The sequence below is a fragment of the Thermoanaerobacter siderophilus SR4 genome, assembly GCF_000262445.1.
Taxonomy (GTDB): domain Bacteria; phylum Bacillota; class Thermoanaerobacteria; order Thermoanaerobacterales; family Thermoanaerobacteraceae; genus Thermoanaerobacter; species Thermoanaerobacter ethanolicus.
On record NZ_CM001486.1, the window covers coordinates 267582 to 286393 of the forward strand.

At 35.5% G+C, this 18812-nt stretch carries 12 protein-coding genes, 5 pseudogenes and 2 riboswitches; of the genes and pseudogenes, 4 read left to right on the forward strand and 13 right to left on the reverse strand.

The window, feature by feature from the left end; translation table 11 throughout:
• Positions 1-27: 27 nt before the first annotated feature.
• From THESIDRAFT1_RS01340 to lplA, 11 genes and pseudogenes are all read right to left on the reverse strand, one after another.
• Positions 28-959 (reverse strand): annotated as a pseudogene (locus THESIDRAFT1_RS01340) (transketolase family protein).
• Positions 960-1775: pseudogene (locus tag THESIDRAFT1_RS01345) on the reverse strand (transketolase); the annotation flags it as partial. It abuts the pseudogene before it with no gap.
• A gap of 104 nt (positions 1776-1879) precedes the next feature.
• On the reverse strand, positions 1880-3226 hold the full coding sequence (locus tag THESIDRAFT1_RS01350; RefSeq protein ID WP_006569275.1) for a PTS ascorbate transporter subunit IIC: 1347 nt from the start codon (positions 3224-3226) through the stop codon (positions 1880-1882).
• A 12-nt stretch (positions 3227-3238) separates the two neighbouring features.
• Positions 3239-3513 (reverse strand): annotated as a pseudogene (locus tag THESIDRAFT1_RS14705) (PTS sugar transporter subunit IIB).
• Positions 3510-4100, reverse strand: a complete 591-nt coding sequence (locus THESIDRAFT1_RS01360; protein ID WP_003871552.1) for a D-sedoheptulose-7-phosphate isomerase — start codon at positions 4098-4100, stop codon at positions 3510-3512. Before THESIDRAFT1_RS01360 ends, THESIDRAFT1_RS14705 begins: the two are co-directional and overlap by 4 nt.
• Entirely contained in the window at positions 4093-6240 is a 2148-nt protein-coding gene (locus tag THESIDRAFT1_RS01365; RefSeq protein ID WP_039929078.1) for a BglG family transcription antiterminator, read from the reverse strand. The genes THESIDRAFT1_RS01360 and THESIDRAFT1_RS01365 overlap by 8 nt, the downstream gene beginning before the upstream one ends.
• 143 nt (positions 6241-6383) lie before the next feature.
• Complete coding sequence (locus THESIDRAFT1_RS01370) at positions 6384-7550, reverse strand: pyridoxal phosphate-dependent aminotransferase (protein ID WP_006569278.1); 1167 nt, start codon at positions 7548-7550, stop codon at positions 6384-6386.
• Positions 7551-7660: 110 nt separating this feature from the next.
• On the reverse strand, positions 7661-8104 hold the full coding sequence (locus tag THESIDRAFT1_RS01375; RefSeq protein ID WP_003870816.1) for an OsmC family protein: 444 nt from the start codon (positions 8102-8104) through the stop codon (positions 7661-7663).
• A gap of 41 nt (positions 8105-8145) precedes the next feature.
• Positions 8146-8478, reverse strand: a complete 333-nt coding sequence (locus THESIDRAFT1_RS01380) for a carboxymuconolactone decarboxylase family protein (RefSeq protein ID WP_004400225.1) — start codon at positions 8476-8478, stop codon at positions 8146-8148.
• Between the two features lie 64 nt (positions 8479-8542).
• Positions 8543-10198, reverse strand: a complete 1656-nt coding sequence (lpdA, locus tag THESIDRAFT1_RS01385) for a dihydrolipoyl dehydrogenase (RefSeq protein WP_006569279.1) — start codon at positions 10196-10198, stop codon at positions 8543-8545.
• A 190-nt stretch (positions 10199-10388) separates the two neighbouring features.
• Positions 10389-11368 (reverse strand): annotated as a pseudogene (gene lplA, locus THESIDRAFT1_RS01390) (lipoate--protein ligase).
• Positions 11369-11461: 93 nt separating this feature from the next.
• A riboswitch (glycine riboswitch) is annotated at positions 11462-11567 on the forward strand.
• A gap of 2 nt (positions 11568-11569) precedes the next feature.
• Positions 11570-11641: riboswitch (glycine riboswitch) on the forward strand.
• Between the two features lie 74 nt (positions 11642-11715).
• Here lplA and gcvT point away from each other — a divergent pair.
• The 4 genes and pseudogenes from gcvT (at position 11716) to gcvPB (ending at position 16013) form a co-directional block, all read left to right on the forward strand.
• Positions 11716-12822, forward strand: a complete 1107-nt coding sequence (gcvT, locus tag THESIDRAFT1_RS01395) for a glycine cleavage system aminomethyltransferase GcvT (protein ID WP_006569280.1) — start codon at positions 11716-11718, stop codon at positions 12820-12822.
• A 12-nt stretch (positions 12823-12834) separates the two neighbouring features.
• On the forward strand, positions 12835-13215 hold the full coding sequence (gene gcvH, locus THESIDRAFT1_RS01400) for a glycine cleavage system protein GcvH (protein WP_003870812.1): 381 nt from the start codon (positions 12835-12837) through the stop codon (positions 13213-13215).
• Between the two features lie 4 nt (positions 13216-13219).
• Positions 13220-14563, forward strand: a complete 1344-nt coding sequence (gcvPA, locus tag THESIDRAFT1_RS01405) for an aminomethyl-transferring glycine dehydrogenase subunit GcvPA (RefSeq protein WP_006569281.1) — start codon at positions 13220-13222, stop codon at positions 14561-14563.
• Positions 14560-16013, forward strand: a pseudogene (gene gcvPB / locus THESIDRAFT1_RS01410) (aminomethyl-transferring glycine dehydrogenase subunit GcvPB). Before gcvPA ends, gcvPB begins: the two are co-directional and overlap by 4 nt.
• A gap of 54 nt (positions 16014-16067) precedes the next feature.
• Here the strand turns inward: gcvPB and THESIDRAFT1_RS01415 are convergent.
• Both THESIDRAFT1_RS01415 and THESIDRAFT1_RS01420 read right to left on the reverse strand, forming a co-directional pair.
• Positions 16068-17258, reverse strand: a complete 1191-nt coding sequence (locus tag THESIDRAFT1_RS01415; protein WP_003870809.1) for a sugar ABC transporter permease — start codon at positions 17256-17258, stop codon at positions 16068-16070.
• A gap of 14 nt (positions 17259-17272) precedes the next feature.
• Positions 17273-18796, reverse strand: coding sequence for a sugar ABC transporter ATP-binding protein (locus tag THESIDRAFT1_RS01420; RefSeq protein ID WP_004400238.1), 1524 nt, complete (start codon positions 18794-18796; stop codon positions 17273-17275).
• Positions 18797-18812 lie beyond the last annotated feature (16 nt).

Consider the following 18812-nt stretch of genomic DNA (forward strand, 5'->3'; position numbering starts at 1 on the left):
CTAATTTCTACTTCCTAAATTTATTCGTTAAGATATTTTAAGAATAGCTTTGGAGTTTTTAACAATACCCTCCGCTGTCAATCCATAATACTTTAAAAGCTCTTTAGGTGAACCTGATTGGCCAAATTGGTCTTTTATACCTATTCTCTTTATCTTTACTGGGTATTCTTCTGAAAGAACTTCTGCCACAGCAGACCCAAGTCCTCCTATTATGTTGTGCTCTTCTGCTGTTATAACTTTGCCCGTCTTTTTAGCTACTTCTACTATTAAATCTTTGTCTATCGGCTTTATGGTGTGGATGTTCACCACTGTCGCTTCTATTCCCTCTTCTTTTAGTTTATCTGCTGCTTCAATCGCTATGGCTACCATTATCCCTGTCGCTATTATCGCTACGTCTTTCCCTTCTCTTATTACTTCACCTTTTCCTAATTCAAATTTGTAGTTTTGATCGTGTATATCTGGTACTGCCATCCTCCCCAACCTTATGTATACTGGTCCATAGTGCTCTGCCGCCGCAAATATGGCTTGTCTCGTCTCTTCTGCATCGGCTGGGTTTATTACCACCATCCCAGGTATTCCTCTCATAAGGGATATATCCTCTATTGATTGGTGTGTCGCCCCGTCTTCTCCTACTGTTATGCCAGCATGGGTAGCTGCTATTTTACGTTTAAGTGTGGATAACCTATGGAGTTTCTCACTTGCTCATAAGCTCTTCCTGTTGCAAATATGGCAAAAGTGCTGGCAAAAGGAATTTTCCCACAGGTAGCAAGTCCTGCTGCTGTTACCATCATATCTTGCTCTGATATTCCCATGTTAAAAAATCTATCTGGATATACTTTTTGAAAATCTGCCGTCTTTGTAGATTTTGATAAGTCTGCGTCTAATACCACTACATTTTTATTTTTTGCGCCTAATTCTACTAAGGCTTTCCCATAGGCTTCTCTTGTCGCCATAGCCATTTATACTCCACTCCCTTCAAGTTCTTGTATAGCTTTTTGTCTTTGTTCTTCATTAGGCGCACTGCCATGCCATCCTACTTGATTTTCCATAAAGGATACGCCTTTCCCTTTTATTGTATGAGCTATTATCAATGTAGGTTTTCCTTTTGTAGCTTTTGCTTCTTCTATGGCTTTGTCTATTTGGTCAAAGTCGTGGCCGTCTATTTCTATTACGTGCCATCCAAAAGCTTTGAATTTTTCATTTACTGGTTCTATGTTTTTTACTTCTCTGTTTGGGCCATCTATTTGTAAGCCGTTAAAGTCAAGTATTGCAGTCAAGTTGTCGAGTTTGTAATGGGCTGCTGTCATAGCTGCTTCCCATATTTGCCCTTCTTGTAATTCTCCATCTCCTAATATTACATAGACTCTATAGCCCTTTTTATCTAATTTACCTGCTAATGCCATTCCATTTGCAGCAGAAAGTCCTTGCCCTAATGACCCTGTGGTCATATCAAGTCCCGGTGTGGATTTCATATCGGGATGCCCTTGAAGTATTGAGCCAAGCTTATCTAAAGTAGATAAAATCTTTTCTGAAAAATAACCTTTTTTAGCAAGAGTAGCATAAAGTGCAGGTGCCGCATGACCTTTTGACAGTACAATTCTATCTCTGTCTTCCCATTTAGGATTGTCTGGTTTTACATTCATTTTGTCAAAATAGAGTGTTGTTAAAATATCTACACAAGAGAGCGAACCTCCAGGATGTCCATGAGCCGCTTCTGAAATCATATTAATTATAGCTAATCGTATTTCCCTTGCTATTCTTTTTAAATTTTCTTTTTATTCATGCTAAAAATATCTTCCCTTCCACTTTAATTTTAAAAATTTATTGAAAATTGACCAAGGAACATTTCCTTGGCCAATTTTGTAAAAATTAGATTAATTTACTTTGCATTTGCTATTTTTTGAGGTTTAGCAACAAGAGAAATTATAATAAACAGTAATATCAATATTCCAATCAAAACATACACACCCGTCTTAGAAAAAAGCTTTGCCGCATATCCTACAATAATTCCAGTTACTGCAAAATCGGCATCACCAAAAGTCGTGTTTGCAAATCCAAGTTGACCCATAACTGGTAATAAAATTGCAGGAAGGAAAGTCAAGATTAAGCCATTGACAAAACCTCCTATAATTGTTCCCCTTAAACCTCCTGTTGCATTAGACAATACGCCGGCAGCTGCACCTACAAAAAACAACGGTATCAAACCAGGAATAATAACTGGTAATCCTATATGGGGTAATATAAGGAACATTACTATTCCACCTACAAGAGATGATAAGAAACCAACAATTACTGCATTAGGAGCAAATGGGAAAATTACAGGACAGTCAAGAGCAGGTATGGCATCTGGAACTATCTTTTCTGCAATACCTTTAAAAGCAGGCACAATTTCGGCAAGCATCATTCTAACACCTTGGAGAACAACTACAAAACCTGCTGTAAATGTTAATGCTTGAATAATAGCAAATATAAAAATGTTTTGATTTCCCGATGCTTCTAAAACTAGTTTTCTATCTGCGGAGTATAGCGTTACTAAGAAAATTATCATCATAATTATTGCTGTTGATATAGTATTATCTTTGAAAAAGCTTAATCCTTGTGGTACCTTAATATCTTCTGTTGACCGTTTTTTGTCTCCAACCAAACCACTAATATATGCGGAAATAAAATATGTCAAAGCATTATAATGACCCATTGCAACACTATCATTTCCTGTAACTTTTCTATAATATGGTTGCACAATTGCTGGTGTAAGCACCATTGTAGAACCTAAAATTAATGAACCAACTATAACTAATTCAGTTCCTCTAAAACCAGCTGTACTCAATACTGCAGCCAAAAGACCTGACATAAATAATATATGGTGCCCTGTTAAAAATACATACTTAAGAGGTGTAAGTCTTGCTATAATTAGGTTTACTAAAAATCCAAATGCCATCATTAAAGCCATTTCTGTTCCAAACATTTTTTGTGCTAGTCCAATTACCGCTTCGTTTGTTGGAATAACTCCTTGTAAATGGAAAGCATTTTGGAACAATGGACCTAATACATTAAGTGAATCAACAATTGCTCCAGCGCCAATCTGTAAAATAATAAAACCAATTATTGTTTTTAAAGTACCATTAATAATTTCTTGCACAGATTTTTTCAAAGCAATTAAACCTACTAGGGCCATTATGCCAACCATTATTGCTGGTTGACTAAATAAACTGACTATAAATTCCATACTTATCCTCCTTTATTTTAATTTTTTTATTGCTTCTAACACTTTTTCTTCAATATCTTTTTTGTCTATTGCATTTTTTACAAATACTATATTAAAATTCAAATTTTTTAACTCGGATTCTAATTCGGAAGTTGAAACAACTAAATCCGCTACTTTCCCTTTTACGGAACCAAGGTCACACGCCTCTACATTAGCAGCAATTCCATTTTTTTTAAAATTTCATCAACAGCCATCTTGAGAATTAAACTAGTGCCAAATCCCATGCCACAAACCGTTACAATATTCATACCATCACTCCTTTATCAATTAGCTCACACAATTTTGCCTCAGCTTCTTCCATTATTATATGGCTAAGAGCCATTGCAAATTCTTCACAGAGATCAGACTCTTTATCAGGTATCGTAATACTTATATCTACTAGTTCACCTAATTTGCCTCCATTATTTCCCAAAAAGCCTATTGTCTTAATACCCATTCTTTTTGCTTTCTCGACTGCTTTTATAACATTTAGAGAATTACCACTTGAACTAAGCGCGATAAGTATATCTCCTTTTTTACCTATTCCTTCCAGCTGCCTTTCAAAAACTACACTATAGTCATAATCATTTCCTATCGCTGTTAAAGTACTTGTATCTACAGTTAAAGCTACCCCTGCAAACCCTCTCCTCTCTCTCTTAAATCTACCAACTATATCTCCTGTAATATGTTGGGCATTAGCTGCACTTCCACCATTGCCACATGTTAAAACTTTATTACCATTTTTAATACATTCTACTATTTCTGAGCTAATTAAATGAATCTTGGCTATCATTTCATTGTCAACATAATTTAAAACTCTTATTCTCTTTTTTATAGCCTCTCTTGCATCAAGCAATTTCCTCTCCTCCTTTTTTATATTTACTAATATATTCCAAAACCTCCTCCTTTCTTTCGGCTGTTGCTAATAAAGACACAAATTTCTCATCCCCCAAAAGTTCTACCAGTTCGGATAATGCTTTAAGGTGTGAAGAATGGTCAATTGCACAAAGAGAAACTACAATTTTTACTGGATCGTTTTCTTTGTTTCCAAAGTTAACAGAATTTTTTAGTGTGATTAAGCTCATGCCTATTTTTTTTGCCCCTGCTTCTGGCCTTGCGTGAGGCATTGCTATTCCTGGTGCAATGACAATATAAGGGCCTATCTCTTTTACAGTGTTTATCATTGCATCAATATATCTTGGCTCAATTGCTCCGCTTTTCTCTAATAACTCACCTCCTATCCTCACTGCTTCTTCCCAATCTTTTGCTTCAACATTCAGTTTTATAGTATCCTCAGTCAAAAGGTCTTTTAACACTGGTTGCACAACTCCTCTCGCATTTTCATATGATGCTATATTTAAAAATTTTGATAAATCTTCCATCAATTTTTCACGATTGTTTATGACACAATGCTTTTCTATTATTTTTATTAAATCGTCAATAACTGTATGTTGTACTTTAGGTTTAATAACAAGATTTTTTAATAATTCTATGTCTTTTTCTGTAAGAAGAGGATTTACTTCAATAGTTTTAATCCCTTCATATTGGATTGGAACAGTAGACACTATTAAATCTACATTTTTTTCTTTTAATATATCTTTTACCTGATGGTATGCAACAGTATCTACTATATTTACATCAAAAACTAATTGTAATCTCGAAGAAAGAAGTTTCGCCGTACCTATTCCTGTACCACATACAACGAGGATATTAGGCTTAGGTGCTTTAGTAGCTTTTAGTCTTTCAATCGCAGCACCAAAATGTATTGTAAAATAACCTATTTCTTCGTCGTTTAATGCTTTGCCTGTATAATCTTCTAAAGGTTTTAAACTTTCTTTGACTATTTCAAACAATTCTTTATAATTCGCTTTAATCTCATCCAAAATAGGATTTTTTAATTTAAGGCCGTGCCTTAACCGGTATACTGTCGGTCTCAAATGGTCCAAAAGCCCTTCAAAAAGCTGTCTATCTCCTGACAAATCTTGATGTATTTTGGTGCTGACATTTCTAATAATTTTTTCTGTTAATAACTGATACCCAACCCAATTTTCATTAGCATAAGGTCGCGTTTTTGTTACATTGCTTCCTAGAAGATGAACTGTAATATATCCAATTTCATCATGTGGAATAGAAACCTTAAAATGGTCCTCCAGCATTTTTGCAATATTTGATGCTACAGCAAATTCCTTTGTAATTTCCAAAGCTTTTAATTCTTCTTTTGGCATAATTATGTCTTTTCCTAGTTGAATCCTCTTAATCGCTATTGCTATGTGTACTACAAGACCAGAAAATGCCGCATCCGAAAAAACAGTTTCCAGTTCCTTCTCTGCTATTTGTATGCAATTCTCGATATAAGGTATGTCTATATCTTCAAATAGCTTAGTAATTTGTTTGTCAATTCCCACACTAGAACGGGTATAAATTGGAGATTTTACAATATCCAGCGCCTTATCAATGTCAATTGCCTCTGTCAGAAGTTCTATAGCAGCTCTTCGTAATTGTTTTTCATCCCCCACAACTTTGATTCCATATTTCGGTGCAGACTTCAACTGAAGTCCATGTTCTATAAGCCACTTTCTTACGTTTTTTAGGTCATTTATAACTGTACTTCTTGAAACCATTAGTTTATCCGCCAGGTCATTTATAGTTATATAATCTCTTTGTTGTATAAGTTCACTGAGTATTATATTTACCCTTTCTTGTTGCGATAAATTGTAATAGTAAGGTGAAAGACTATCAAGTAAAGATAAAACTTTATTTCTGTATTCCAATAGTTCAGAAAATTTCACACCTACATTCGGTTTGCGCATCAATTGTGGCAAACTGTTGTACTTTAAAAATTCATCAATTGCATCAAGGTCGTACCTTATGGTTCTGCTGCTTACATTGAATATTTTCGCAAGGTCAGAGATTTTTACAGGCTCATTAGAATTAATAAGTTTCATAAGAATTTGTTTACTTCTTTCATTGAGTGTGATAATTATCACCTCTTTCAGCTTAAATTATATTCTATTTATACTATAATGAAAAGCTTAACATTTTTCAATGTAAATGTGGCAAAAGTAAACTAAATAAAAATAATAATAATAATAAAAATAAAATGCAGAAGGTATGCTATTCACCCTCCGCATTTTATTTTTTAAAACTTTGACATAAACTCTTTCATTCTTTTTACTGCTTCTTCTAAGTTTTCCATAGATGTTGCATAAGCCATGCGAACATACCCTTCACCATTTTCTCCAAAAGCATTTCCCGGCACAACTGCAACTTTTGCTTCGTAAAGGAGTCTCTTAGCAAATTCCATTGAGGTAAGGCCTGTCTTTTTTATTGAAGGGAATATGTAAAAAGCACCCTTTGGCTCAAAACAATCGAGTCCCATTTCTCTCACACTTTGAAGCAAATACTTTCTTCTTTTGTCGTACTCTTCTCTCATCATTAAAATATCTCCGTCCCCATTTTTTATAGCCTCTATGCCCGCATACTGACACATCGTTGCTGCTGCTGTTACGCCGTATTGGTGTATTTTTGTCATATGTTTTATAAAATATTCTGGTGCCGCTATATATCCAAGACGCCAACCTGTCATCGCATAGGATTTAGAAAAACCGTTTATAGTAACCGTCCTTTCCCACATGTCTGGCAAAGATGCAAAACTTACATGTTCAAAACCACTGTATACTAGCTCAGAATAAATTTCATCAGTAACTACAATGAGGTCATACTTTTTGACCACTTCAGCTATCTTTTCCATCGCCTCTTTTGGCATTACTGCCCCAGTTGGATTGTTAGGATATGGTAAAATTAATACTTTTGATTTTTCTGTAATGTATTTTTCTAAAACATCTGCCCTTAGTACAAAGTCATCTTCTTCATATGTTGGCACAAAAACAGATTTGGCACCTGCGAGTATTGTACAAGGATGGTATGCCACAAATGAAGGCTCTGGAATTAATACTTCGTCTCCTTCCTCTACCAAAGTATTTAAAGCGACGTATATTGCTTCTGTAGCACCAATTGTGACTAAAATTTCAGTTTCCGAATTGTAAGAAAGGTTATACCTTCTTTTGAGATAATTTGAAATTTCCTGCCTTAGTTCAATAAGCCCTGGATTTACAGTATATCCTGTTTTACCTTCATCGAGGGCTTTTTTCGCTGCTTCCCTTATGTGCTGAGGCGTTACAAAATCTGGCTCTCCGATAGCAAGGGATATTGCTCCCGGTACCTCTCTAGCCATGTTAAAGAAATATCTTATGGTAGATATTTCTATGGACTTTGCTCTTTTTGCCACTCTGTCTTCAAAGTTCATCTCTAATCCCCCTAAAACAATAGTTTTATTATTATAGTTCTACAAAAATCTTAAAAATCCTCTATAATCAAAAGCACTCCACCGCAAAAAGGTGGAGTGCTTTTTGATTATTATTCAACGACCACATCTGACAAAACTAATTTTACTGGATTTGCTAAAGAATCTCCTACTGGGCAAGTCTTTTCTATAAACTTTGCAAACTCTTCTACTTTTTCTTTCGGTGCATCTGTCTTTATGTGCATTTTAAATCTTATCTCTTGAAAACCTGGCCTTACACCAGCTTTTCCCATGAATCCGTCTACATCAAGATCCCCTTCTAATTCAACCCAAAAGCCTTGTAGGTCTATACCTTTTGCCTTTGCAAAAGCAGCTGCAACAATCGTCTGGCAAGAACCTAAAGCGCAAAGCAAAGCCTCTACAGGATTCATTCCTTTATTCGTACCGCCTAATTCTTTAGGCTCATCTAAGATTATTTTAAAGCCTCTTACCTCGCTTTCAACTGCTAAACCTTCTGGTAATTTTCTTGAAACCGCTTTAAAGGTTTCAATTGCCATTTCAAACTCCTCCTCATCAGTATATTAATTTTCAATTCTAATTACTTCCCAGCTTCTTCTAAAATTTTTAGAGCCTCAGTAGCATAAGCAACCCCAGGCCCTCCACTCATAAGCACAGCTACTCCCAATGTCTCCATAATCTCTTGACGCGTAGCTCCCGCTTGCAAAGCTGAATTTACGTGGGCAAGGATACAATGAGAACAGCGAATAGCTACAGCAATACCTAAAGCGATAAGCTCCTTTTCCTTAGTAGAAAGAGCCCCACTAGTGGTAGCAGCATGATGGAGTTCATTGAAAGCTTTCATAACTGAAGGTATCTCTTGTCCCAGTTTTCCCATACCTCTCTCTAATTCTTTCATGCCTTCGCTTGCCATTTTGACCTGCCTCCTTTTATTTTGATTTATTTCGAAAGCTCTTTAAGAGCTTCGAAAACGTAAATTACACTTTGTGTATAGACTCCCCAAAGATGTCCTTAACAGCTTCCATAATCGTTTCGCTCCTGGTAGGATGGGCATAAACCACTTTCTTCAAAGCTTCTACATCCACTCCTTCTTGGCAGGCTGTTGAAAGTATATGGATAAGTTCAGAAGCTCCACTACCTACCACCCATGCACCGACTACTTCTCCTTTTTCATTTGAAATTACCTTTGCAAAGCCTTCTGTTTCTCCATAAGTCTTGGCTCTTCCATTGTGTTCAAAATTAAATCTTCCCACTTTTATATCGTTAAATTTCTTTCTCGCTTCCTCTTCAGTATAGCCAAAATATCCAATCTCTGGCTCTGTAAATACTGCTGCAGGTATTTTCGCATAATCTAATATACTTTGTTCTCCAAAAATATTATCTACTGCTACTTCCCCTTGTGCTGATGCAACATGTGCCAACATCATTTTGCCTGTGACATCACCTATAGCATAAACCCCTTCTAAATTTGTCCTCATGTGTTCATCAACTTTAATAGCTCTTCCTTCAAATTCTAATAGTTCTACAATTGGACCAATATCTGTATTTAGCTTTCTTCCTATTGACACAAATACTTTATCAGCGTATATGTGTTTTATATTTTCACCATTTTTAACAGATACTATGCTTCCGCCGTTTTCTTCTTCATCTATTCTCTCAACCGTTGAAGAAGTATATATTTTAATCCCTCTTCTTTGAGCCACGGCCCTAATAAAAGAACTTATCTCTTTATCAAGTGTAGGAAGAATGTCTGGCATCATTTCAACAACAGAAACTTTTACTCCAAATTGATTCATTATAAAGGCGAATTCCATGCCTATTACTCCGCCACCTATAATGCATAAACTTTGAGGTAAAGAGGTCATTTCAAGAATAGTATCGCTATTCATGACATTTTTGGAGTTAATGCCTTCAATAGGAAGTTCAGCAGGTGATGACCCAGTTGCAATAATAATGTTTTTCGCTTTAATTTTGTTTTCTCCAAATAGTACATTCTTTTCTTTGTCAACTTTTGCTTCAGCATTAAAAACATCTACTCCATTAGCCTTCAGCAAAGCATTAATGCCTTCAACAAGCTCTCCTACAATACCATCTTTTCTCTTTACAACTTGAGTATAATCAAAAGAGTTTACTTTTACATCAAATCCAAATTCTCCAGCTCGTTTTAAAATGTCATACACTTCGGCAATTCTTGCATAAGCTTTTGTTGGTATACATCCTCTATTTAGACAGGTACCACCTAATTTATCCTTTTCAAATAAAGCTACTTTTGCACCTTTTTTAGCAGCTTTAATAGCAGCAACATATCCTCCAGGACCTGCCCCTATGACAGCTAAATCATATTCTTTGTATTCATACTTAATTTCTTTTTGCGTCTCGGAAGGCTTGACTTCTTCAGACTGTGTAATAATTGCAATAATATTCCCAGGCTCGACTGTAGTTCCAGCAGGACAAACAATTTTTGAAATAATGCCTTCATAATCACTGTACACTTCAAAGCTCATTTTATTTACTGCTACATCACACAAACAAGCTCCTTTTTCTACATATTGCCCTTCTTCAACATACCATTTTGTAATTCGCCCGCTTTTCATGGTATCTGACAAAGCAGGCATCTTTATTTCTATATCCATCAATATACCTCCACTTCCGTCTTTCTTAGTAATTTTGACCACTAACAATATCTCATTTGGCAAACTGTACCCTGGTGGGAGGGGGTTAAATTTGATAAAATAAAAACGATAATTATTTAACAATTTCGTTTGTATATATTTTACCACTTTTCCGTTAAAAGTTCAACAACCTAAAAATATTTTTAACCTCTCAGAACATCACTTCTATTAAATTGTCAACAGTTATGTTGGCAAAATAATCATTCATGTCAATATTTGAAAGCACTTTTCTTATCTCTTCTTCTGAATGCTTTACTCCTTTTAAAAGGTTTTCTACCTCTGAAACATCGTATTTTCCAAAAAAGTCTCCATAAATTTTTATATCTTTTATTATTCCCTTTTCTACATTTAAATTTACTTCTACAGTGCCACCAGTAAATTTTTTCTCATTTTTAAAACTGTAATCTGGCGATGTTCCAAAATTCCATTCCCATGTGCTATACTTTTCTTTAACCAATTTCTCTATTTTTTTATGTCTTCCTGCGTAAATTCATACATTTCACTTCCACCGGTTTGTTCTCTAATGTGATTCATAATGAGGTCTATAAACTGTTCTATTGTAATAGGCTCTTTTAGATGCTCACTTATGTTTGTAACTCTTTTAGACACAGATTTTACACCTTTATCTTCAAATTTTACAGGTCGCACTTTCAGTGCTGCTGACAAATCTGTAATGCTGGAAGAAAACAAAAGTGTTCCATGGTGTAATATTCTATTTTTGTAATAATACTGCGCATTTCCTGAAATTTTTTTGCCGTCAATTGTTATGTCATTTCTCCCTGAAAACTCAGCATTAACAGAAAGTTTTCTAAGCACATCTATAATTGGCTGTGTAAATCTTTTAAAATCACTGAAACTGCTGACATCCTCATTTACTATAAAAGTAAAATTTAAATTGCCGAGGTCGTGAAAAACCGCTCCTCCACCCGATAATCTTCTGACAACTGGAATTTTATGTTGTCGCACATAATCCAAATTTATTTCCGCTAATGTGTTTTGATTTTTGCCTACTATAATGCTAGGTTCATTTCTCCATAACATGAAACATTCTTCTTGGAATTCTTTTAAAACGTACTCTTCAGCAGCTAAATTAAAATAGGGATTTGTGTTCTTATTGTAAATATATAACATATCCACCTCTCCTCGTTTTGATTATTGACTATTACAGGGAATATAATATAATAAAAGTATAGCATATTTTAAAAAAATTTAATACTGTTCTAGATGAAGATAGCGAGAGATATCTTTGTAAAAAGATAGCCGAAGGGGAAATATAAAGGCCCGCCAAGCCTTTATAGAAGCTCTCAGGCAAAAGTATCGCTATCGGATAGACCTCTGGAAAGTCTCGCAAGAGCACCGAAGGAGCAATACATAAGTAGAAGCTCTCAGGTCAAAAAACAGAGGAGTTGTGATGGCATATTCTCTTGTTGTGCTCATCATAACTCCTCTTTTAAATTTTATGAAAGGGTGTGGTATGTTTGGATAACCTCAAAAAAACACCTCTTTTTGAACTTTACAAAAAATATAATGGAAAAATTATTGACTTTGCAGGATGGGCTCTCCCTGTTCAGTTTGAAAGTATAATCTCTGAACACGAAGCAGTGAGAAATGCTGCAGGACTCTTTGATGTTTCTCACATGGGAGAAATAACTGTAAAAGGAAGAGAAGCTTTTAACTTTTTGCAAAATCTCATAACAAATGATTTGTCAAAACTAAAAGGCAATCAAGTCCTTTATACTTTTATGTGCAATTACAATGGCGGCGTTGTAGATGACTTATTAGTCTACAAATATTCTGATGAACACTTCTACTTGGTTGTAAATGCGGCTAATATAGAAAAGGATTACAAATGGATGAAAGACAATAAAGGCGTATATGAGGTAGAAATAGAAAACATTTCAGATGAAGTAGCAGAACTTGCCATACAAGGCCCAAAAGCAGAAGAAATACTTCAAAAACTTACAGATACTGATCTTTCAGAAATTAAATTTTTCTGCTTTAAAGACAATGTAAAAATAGCTGGAATTGAATGCCTGGTATCAAGAACAGGATATACGGGTGAAGATGGCTTTGAAATTTACATGCCTAATAAATACGCAGTAGAATTGTGGGAAAAAATAGTGGAAGTTGGAAAAGAATATGGACTTAAACCGGCAGGATTAGGGGCAAGAGATACTTTGAGATTTGAAGCAGGTTTACCTCTATACGGAAATGAACTTTCAGAAGAAATAACTCCTTTAGAAGCAGGTTTTGAGTTTTTCGTCAAATTTGACAAGGGCAATTTTATCGGAAAAGATGCTCTACTAAAGCAAAAAGAAGAAGGGCTTAAGCGTAAAATCGTGGGATTTGAAATGATAGACAATGGAATTCCAAGACATGGTTATGAAGTGCGTGCTCACAATCAAAAAATCGGCTATGTAACAACAGGGTATTTCTCTCCTACACTAAAGAAAAATATAGGTCTTGCATTGATTGATTCAAAATATGCCCAATTAGGAAATCAAATTGAAATTGTGATAAGAAATAAGCCACTTAAGGCTTTAATCATAAGCAAAAACTTTTACAAGAAAAATTATAAAAAATAGGAGGTTTTTGGTATGGAAGTTTTAGAAGGCTTGTATTACTCAAAAGACCACGAATGGGTCAAAGTAGAAGGAGATAAAGCATACATAGGAATAACTGACTATGCACAGCATTCCTTAGGAAACATAGTGTACATTGAGCTTCCAGAAGTAGGTGCAGAACTCTCGGCTGGCGATGTACTTGGAGTTGTAGAATCTGTAAAAGCTGCATCTGATGTTTACACACCTGTAGATGGAAAAGTACTTGAAGTAAACAATGCTATCGTTGACGACCCCTCTTTAGTAAACAATGACCCCTATGGCAGTTGGATGGCATTAGTAGAACTCAAAGACAAGTCACAGCTTGATAATTTGATGACAGCCGAAGAATATAAAAAATTTTTAGATGAGGAGTGAGAGCATGTTTCCTTACCTTCCTGCCTCCTCCAATGACGAAAAAGAAATGCTAAAAACAATAGGAAAAAATTCTATAGAAGAACTGTTTGAAAACATACCTCAAGAAGTTCGCTTAAAAAGGCCTTTAAATTTAGGTAAGCCTATGTCAGAAATAGAGCTTACAGCTCACATAAAGAAATACGCTAAAGAAAATAAAAGCCTTGAAGAGCTGACAAGTTTTTTAGGCGCTGGAGTATATGACCATTACATTCCTTCTGTGGTAAAGCACATAATATCTCGTTCTGAATTCTACACGGCCTACACTCCTTACCAGCCAGAAATAAGCCAAGGAACACTACAAGCTATCTTTGAGTACCAGACAATGATTACAAACCTTACAGGAATGGAAGTCACAAACGCTTCAATGTACGACGGAGCAACAGCCTGCGCAGAAGCTGCAATTATGGCTTGTGAAAACACCAAAAGGAAGTCTATAATAGTTTCAAAAACCGTAAATCCAGAAACGCGAAAAGTTTTAAAGACTTATATGCATTTTAGAGATATCCAAGTAATTGAAATAGACGATAATGAAGGAGTAACAGATTTAGAAAAATTAAAAGCGGAAATTGGGACTAACACTGCGGCAGTAATTGTACAGTATCCTAATTTCATGGGAATCATCGAAGACCTGCAAGAAATTGAGAAAATAACCCATGAAAATAAAGCAATGTTGATAACTTACGTACATCCAATACCTCTCGGCATACTTAAATCGCCAGGAGAAATTGGCGCAGATATAGCTGTAGGAGACGGTCAGTCTCTTGGCAATGGATTAAATTTTGGTGGCCCTTATCTTGGTTTTTTAGCTACAACACAAAAGCTTGTGCGGAAAATGCCAGGAAGAATAGTAGGCCAGACAAAAGACGTAGATGGTAGACGTGCTTTTGTGCTTACTTTGCAAGCAAGAGAGCAACACATAAGAAGGGAAAAAGCCACTTCGAATATATGCTCAAACCACTCATTAAATGCCTTAACAGCTGCAGTGTATCTAGCAACTATGGGCAAAAAAGGTATAAAAGAAGTGGCTTATCAGTGCACTCAAAAGGCTCATTACGCTTTTTCAATGCTTACCGCATCAGGAAAATATAAACCTGCTTTTAACAAACCCTTCTTTATGGAATTTGCATTAAAGACTGATGTAGATGTAGACTTAATTAATAAAAAACTTTTAGAAAAGGGCATATTAGGCGGATACAACCTCCACAGAGATTACGACAAATACAAAAATACAATGTTACTAGCCTTTACAGAAAAAAGGACAAAAGAAGAAATTGATGAGTTAAAAGCTCTGTTGGAGGTGATAGAATGAAAGAGTACAATAAATTGATATTTGAATTGTCAAAGGAAGGAAGAAAAGCCTACACTCTCCCTAAGTTGGATATAGAAGAAAAACCTTTAGAAGACATACTTCCGCAACAAATGATGAGAAAAGAAGAAATAGAGCTTCCCGAAGTAAGTGAAGTAGACATAATAAGACATTACACCCTTTTGTCAAATAAAAACTACGGCGTCGATACGGGTTTTTATCCATTAGGTTCTTGTACTATGAAGTACAATCCTAAAATAAATGAAGACATGGCATCCCTTATCGGTTTTACAGCTCTACATCCCTATCAACCAGTAGAAACTGTGCAAGGCGCTTTGAAACTCATGTATGAATTAGAAAACATGCTCTCTGAAATAACTGGAATGGACAAATTTTCATTACAGCCTGCTGCAGGTGCCCATGGTGAATTGACAGGACTCATGATAATTAAGGCCTATCACGAACACAGAAATGACAAAAAACGTAAAAAATAATCGTGCCAGACTCTGCTCATGGTACTAACCCCGCTAGTGCAGCAGTTGCAGGTTTTGACGTAATTGAAATTAAATCCAACAAAGAAGGGGCTATAGATTTAGAAGCCTTAAAGGCTGTTTTAAATGATGAAGTAGCAGGACTTATGCTGACAAACCCAAGTACTTTGGGGCTTTTTGAAGAGAACATAGTAGAAATCGCAAGATTAATACACGAAGCAGGAGGTCTTCTATACTACGATGGTGCAAATCTAAATGCTATAATGGGAATTACGCGTCCTGGAGACATGGGATTTGACGTTGTACATCTAAATCTTCACAAGACCTTCTCTACACCTCATGGCGGTGGTGGCCCGGGTTCTGGACCTGTAGGTGTCAAAAAAGAGCTTGCCGACTTTTTGCCAGTGCCTGTAATAGAATTTAAAGACGGCATATATAGCTTAAACTATGATAGGCCGCTTTCTATTGGAAAAGTGAGAAGCTTTTATGGCAACTTCAATGTGCTTATAAAAGCTTATTCCTACATTTTAACTATGGGAGCTGAAGGACTTAAGAGAGCCAGCGAAATGGCAGTTTTAAATGCTAATTATCTTAAAGAAAAACTCAAAAATCACTACAAAGTCGCTATTGACAAAGTATGCATGCATGAATTTGTTTTAGCTGGTCTTTTAGAAAAAGTCAATGATATCACAACATTAGATGTAGCTAAAAGACTTATAGACTACGGTTTCCATCCACCCACAATATATTTCCCATTAATTGTTGACAGCGCCATAATGGTAGAGCCTACTGAAGCAGAAAGTAAAGAAACATTAGACGCTTTCATTGAAGCAATGATTAAAATAGCAGAGGAAGCAAAAGAAAATCCGCAACTTTTAAAAGAAGCTCCACACAACACGCCTGTAAGAAGGGTTGATGAGGTACTGGCTGCAAGAAATCCTGTTTTAAAGTGGAGCAAATAGAGGGGGACCATTGAAAAAGCGGGGGATAAAAAAGACGGGACATACCCGTCTTTTTTATCTTTCCTTGCTGCGAGTTGCTACATCAAATATGACAGCGGCAGCCAAAACTATTCCAAGAATTATATATTGAAGCGAAATATCCACTCCTAGAAGATTCATTCCATTAGTCAAAGTTGACATAACAAATGCTCCAATCAATGAGTTGATTACTTTTCCCACTCCGCCTGCTGCAGATACTCCTCCTATATAAGCTCCAGCAATAGCATAAAGTTCAAAAAGAGTACCAGCAGTAGTTGTAGCTGATTGAAGTCTGGAAGCAAACAATATTCCTGATAAACCTGAAAGAAAACCCATCGAAGCAAAGACAATAAGGGTAATTTTTTTCACATTAATTCCACTTAAAGCAGCCGCTTCTGGATTACCACCTACTGCATAAATATGTCTTCCCAAAACGGTTCTATTAGTAATAAAACTATAAATAACTGTGGTAATTATCATAATTACAAGGGTCCATGAAATCCCTCGATGAGCTGCTAAAATAAAAGTTATATATAACAATAAAGCATCAATAAAAAGCAATTCGATAAGGAAAATGTCTAGTGGAAGTACATCAAATCCTCTTTTAATTTGTTGGGCTCTATTCTTAAGAGAAAAATAAACAATTAGCACTGCTGCTACAATACCCACTAACAATGTAAGCTTATGATAATTAGGTAAAATATTATTTATAAAAGGCAAGTCTGGAATAAAACCGTTGCCTATAGCATTAAAAGTTTTATTGGTAATTATAATAGTTCCAGATCCTTTTGTAGCCAACAAAAGAGCGCCACGATAAGCTAACCAACCTGCTAAAGTAGCAACAAAAGCTGGGATTCTTAAGTAGGTTACTAGCGAACCGTTTAGTAATCCAGCTAATGTTCCTAATCCTAGCACTATTATAATGGCTGATAAAGCAGAAAAGTGATAAAATTGCATCAATATAGCTGCAATTGCTCCTAAAAATCCAGACAAAAATCCTACCGAAAGGTCAATATGTCGTATAACAATAATTAAAGTTTCTCCAATTGCAAGAACAGCTATATATCCCGTCTGGTCCACAAGATTACTAATATTTACAGGTGATAAAAAATCGCCGCCAGAGAGGGCCGCAAAAACAGCCATTATTGCAAAAAGTGCTATAAACATAGCATAATCTCTTACATGATCTTTCAAAAATTCTTTTAAATGGCGAATAAATTCTTTCAATCTTAAACCCTCCTTTAGCTCACGGCATAAGCCATTACGATTTCTTGATTGGCTTCTTCTGATTTCAATTCCCCTGTAATTTTACCTTTGCTCATTATATATATTCTATCACTCATTCCCAATATTTCCGGTAATTCAGAGGATATAAGGAGAATGGCTTTGCCTTCACTTGCTAATTCTCTTATTAATGTGTATATTTCATATTTTGCGCCAACATCTATACCTCTTGTAGGTTCATCCAAAATAATGACATCTGGTTCAGCAAAAAGGCCTTTAGCTACCAAAACTTTTTGCTGAGTCCCTCCGCTCAAAGTAGAAACATTAACTTCAACATTACGAGCTTTTATATTAAGTCTTTTCTGAAAACCTTGGGCTATTTCTATTTCTTTGGCTTCATCAACTGTAATTCCTTTCTTCAAAGCTTTTAAATTCGCCAAACTTATATTTTCCTTTATGCTGTTTATCAAAATCAGCCCTTTTTCTTTTCGATCCTCCGTTAAATAAAGCACTCCCTGCTTAATTGCATCTTCCGGAGTCTTAAACTTTACTTTTCTGCCCTTTAATATTATATCTCCAGAAATAATGTAGCCATATGGATTCCCAAAGAGGCTAAGTCCAAATTCTGTACGTCCAGCACCAACTAATCCAAATAACCCTACTATTTCTCCTTTTTTTAATACAATGTTTGCATCTTTTACTAAATAGCGGCCTGTATTGGGTTCAACTACATTCCAATTTTTAGTTTCCATTATAGGTTCATCTAGAGGTTCGGCTATAGGCATTGGATAAAGATTTGTAATCTCTCTTCCAACCATATGTTTTATTATCTTTTTTTCATCTACTTCTTCAGTTTTGCAATTAAAATAGGCTACTGTTTGCCCATCTCGTAAAACAGTTATAGAATCCGCCACTTTCAAAACTTCTTTTAATCTATGACTTATAAGAATAATTGTAACTCCTTGTTCTTTAAGTCCTTTTAAAAGAATAAGGAGATTTTCACTTTCAGTTTCGCTTAAAGCAGAAGTTGGCTCATCCAGAATTAACACTTTGGGATTTTTTGAAAGTGCTTTTGCTATTTCAACAAGCTGCTGCATACTTACACTAAGGTCCTTAGCCTTTACAGTAGGATTAATATTTTCACCTTTGACTTTTAATAAAAGTTGTCGTGCTCTTTCTATTTCCTCAAAAGTATCTACTATACTTCCCTTTTTAATTTCATTTCCCAAAAAGATATTCTCATATACTGTCATCTCTGGAACTAAAGAAAGTTCTTGATGGATAATGGAAATTCCGGCTTTTTCACTGTCTTTTATGCTAAAAAATCTTACAGGGTATCCCTCAAGTCTTATCTCTCCTTCGTATTCACCATAAGGGTATACCCCGCTTAAGATTTTCATTAAAGTACTTTTGCCGGCTCCATTTTCTCCAACTAAACAATGTATCTCCCTTGGTTGAACTTTAAAATTTACACCAAATAATACTTGTACACCTGAAAAACTTTTACTTACGTTTACAAGCTCTATAAGCGGGGTACCCATTCTTTACACCTCCAAC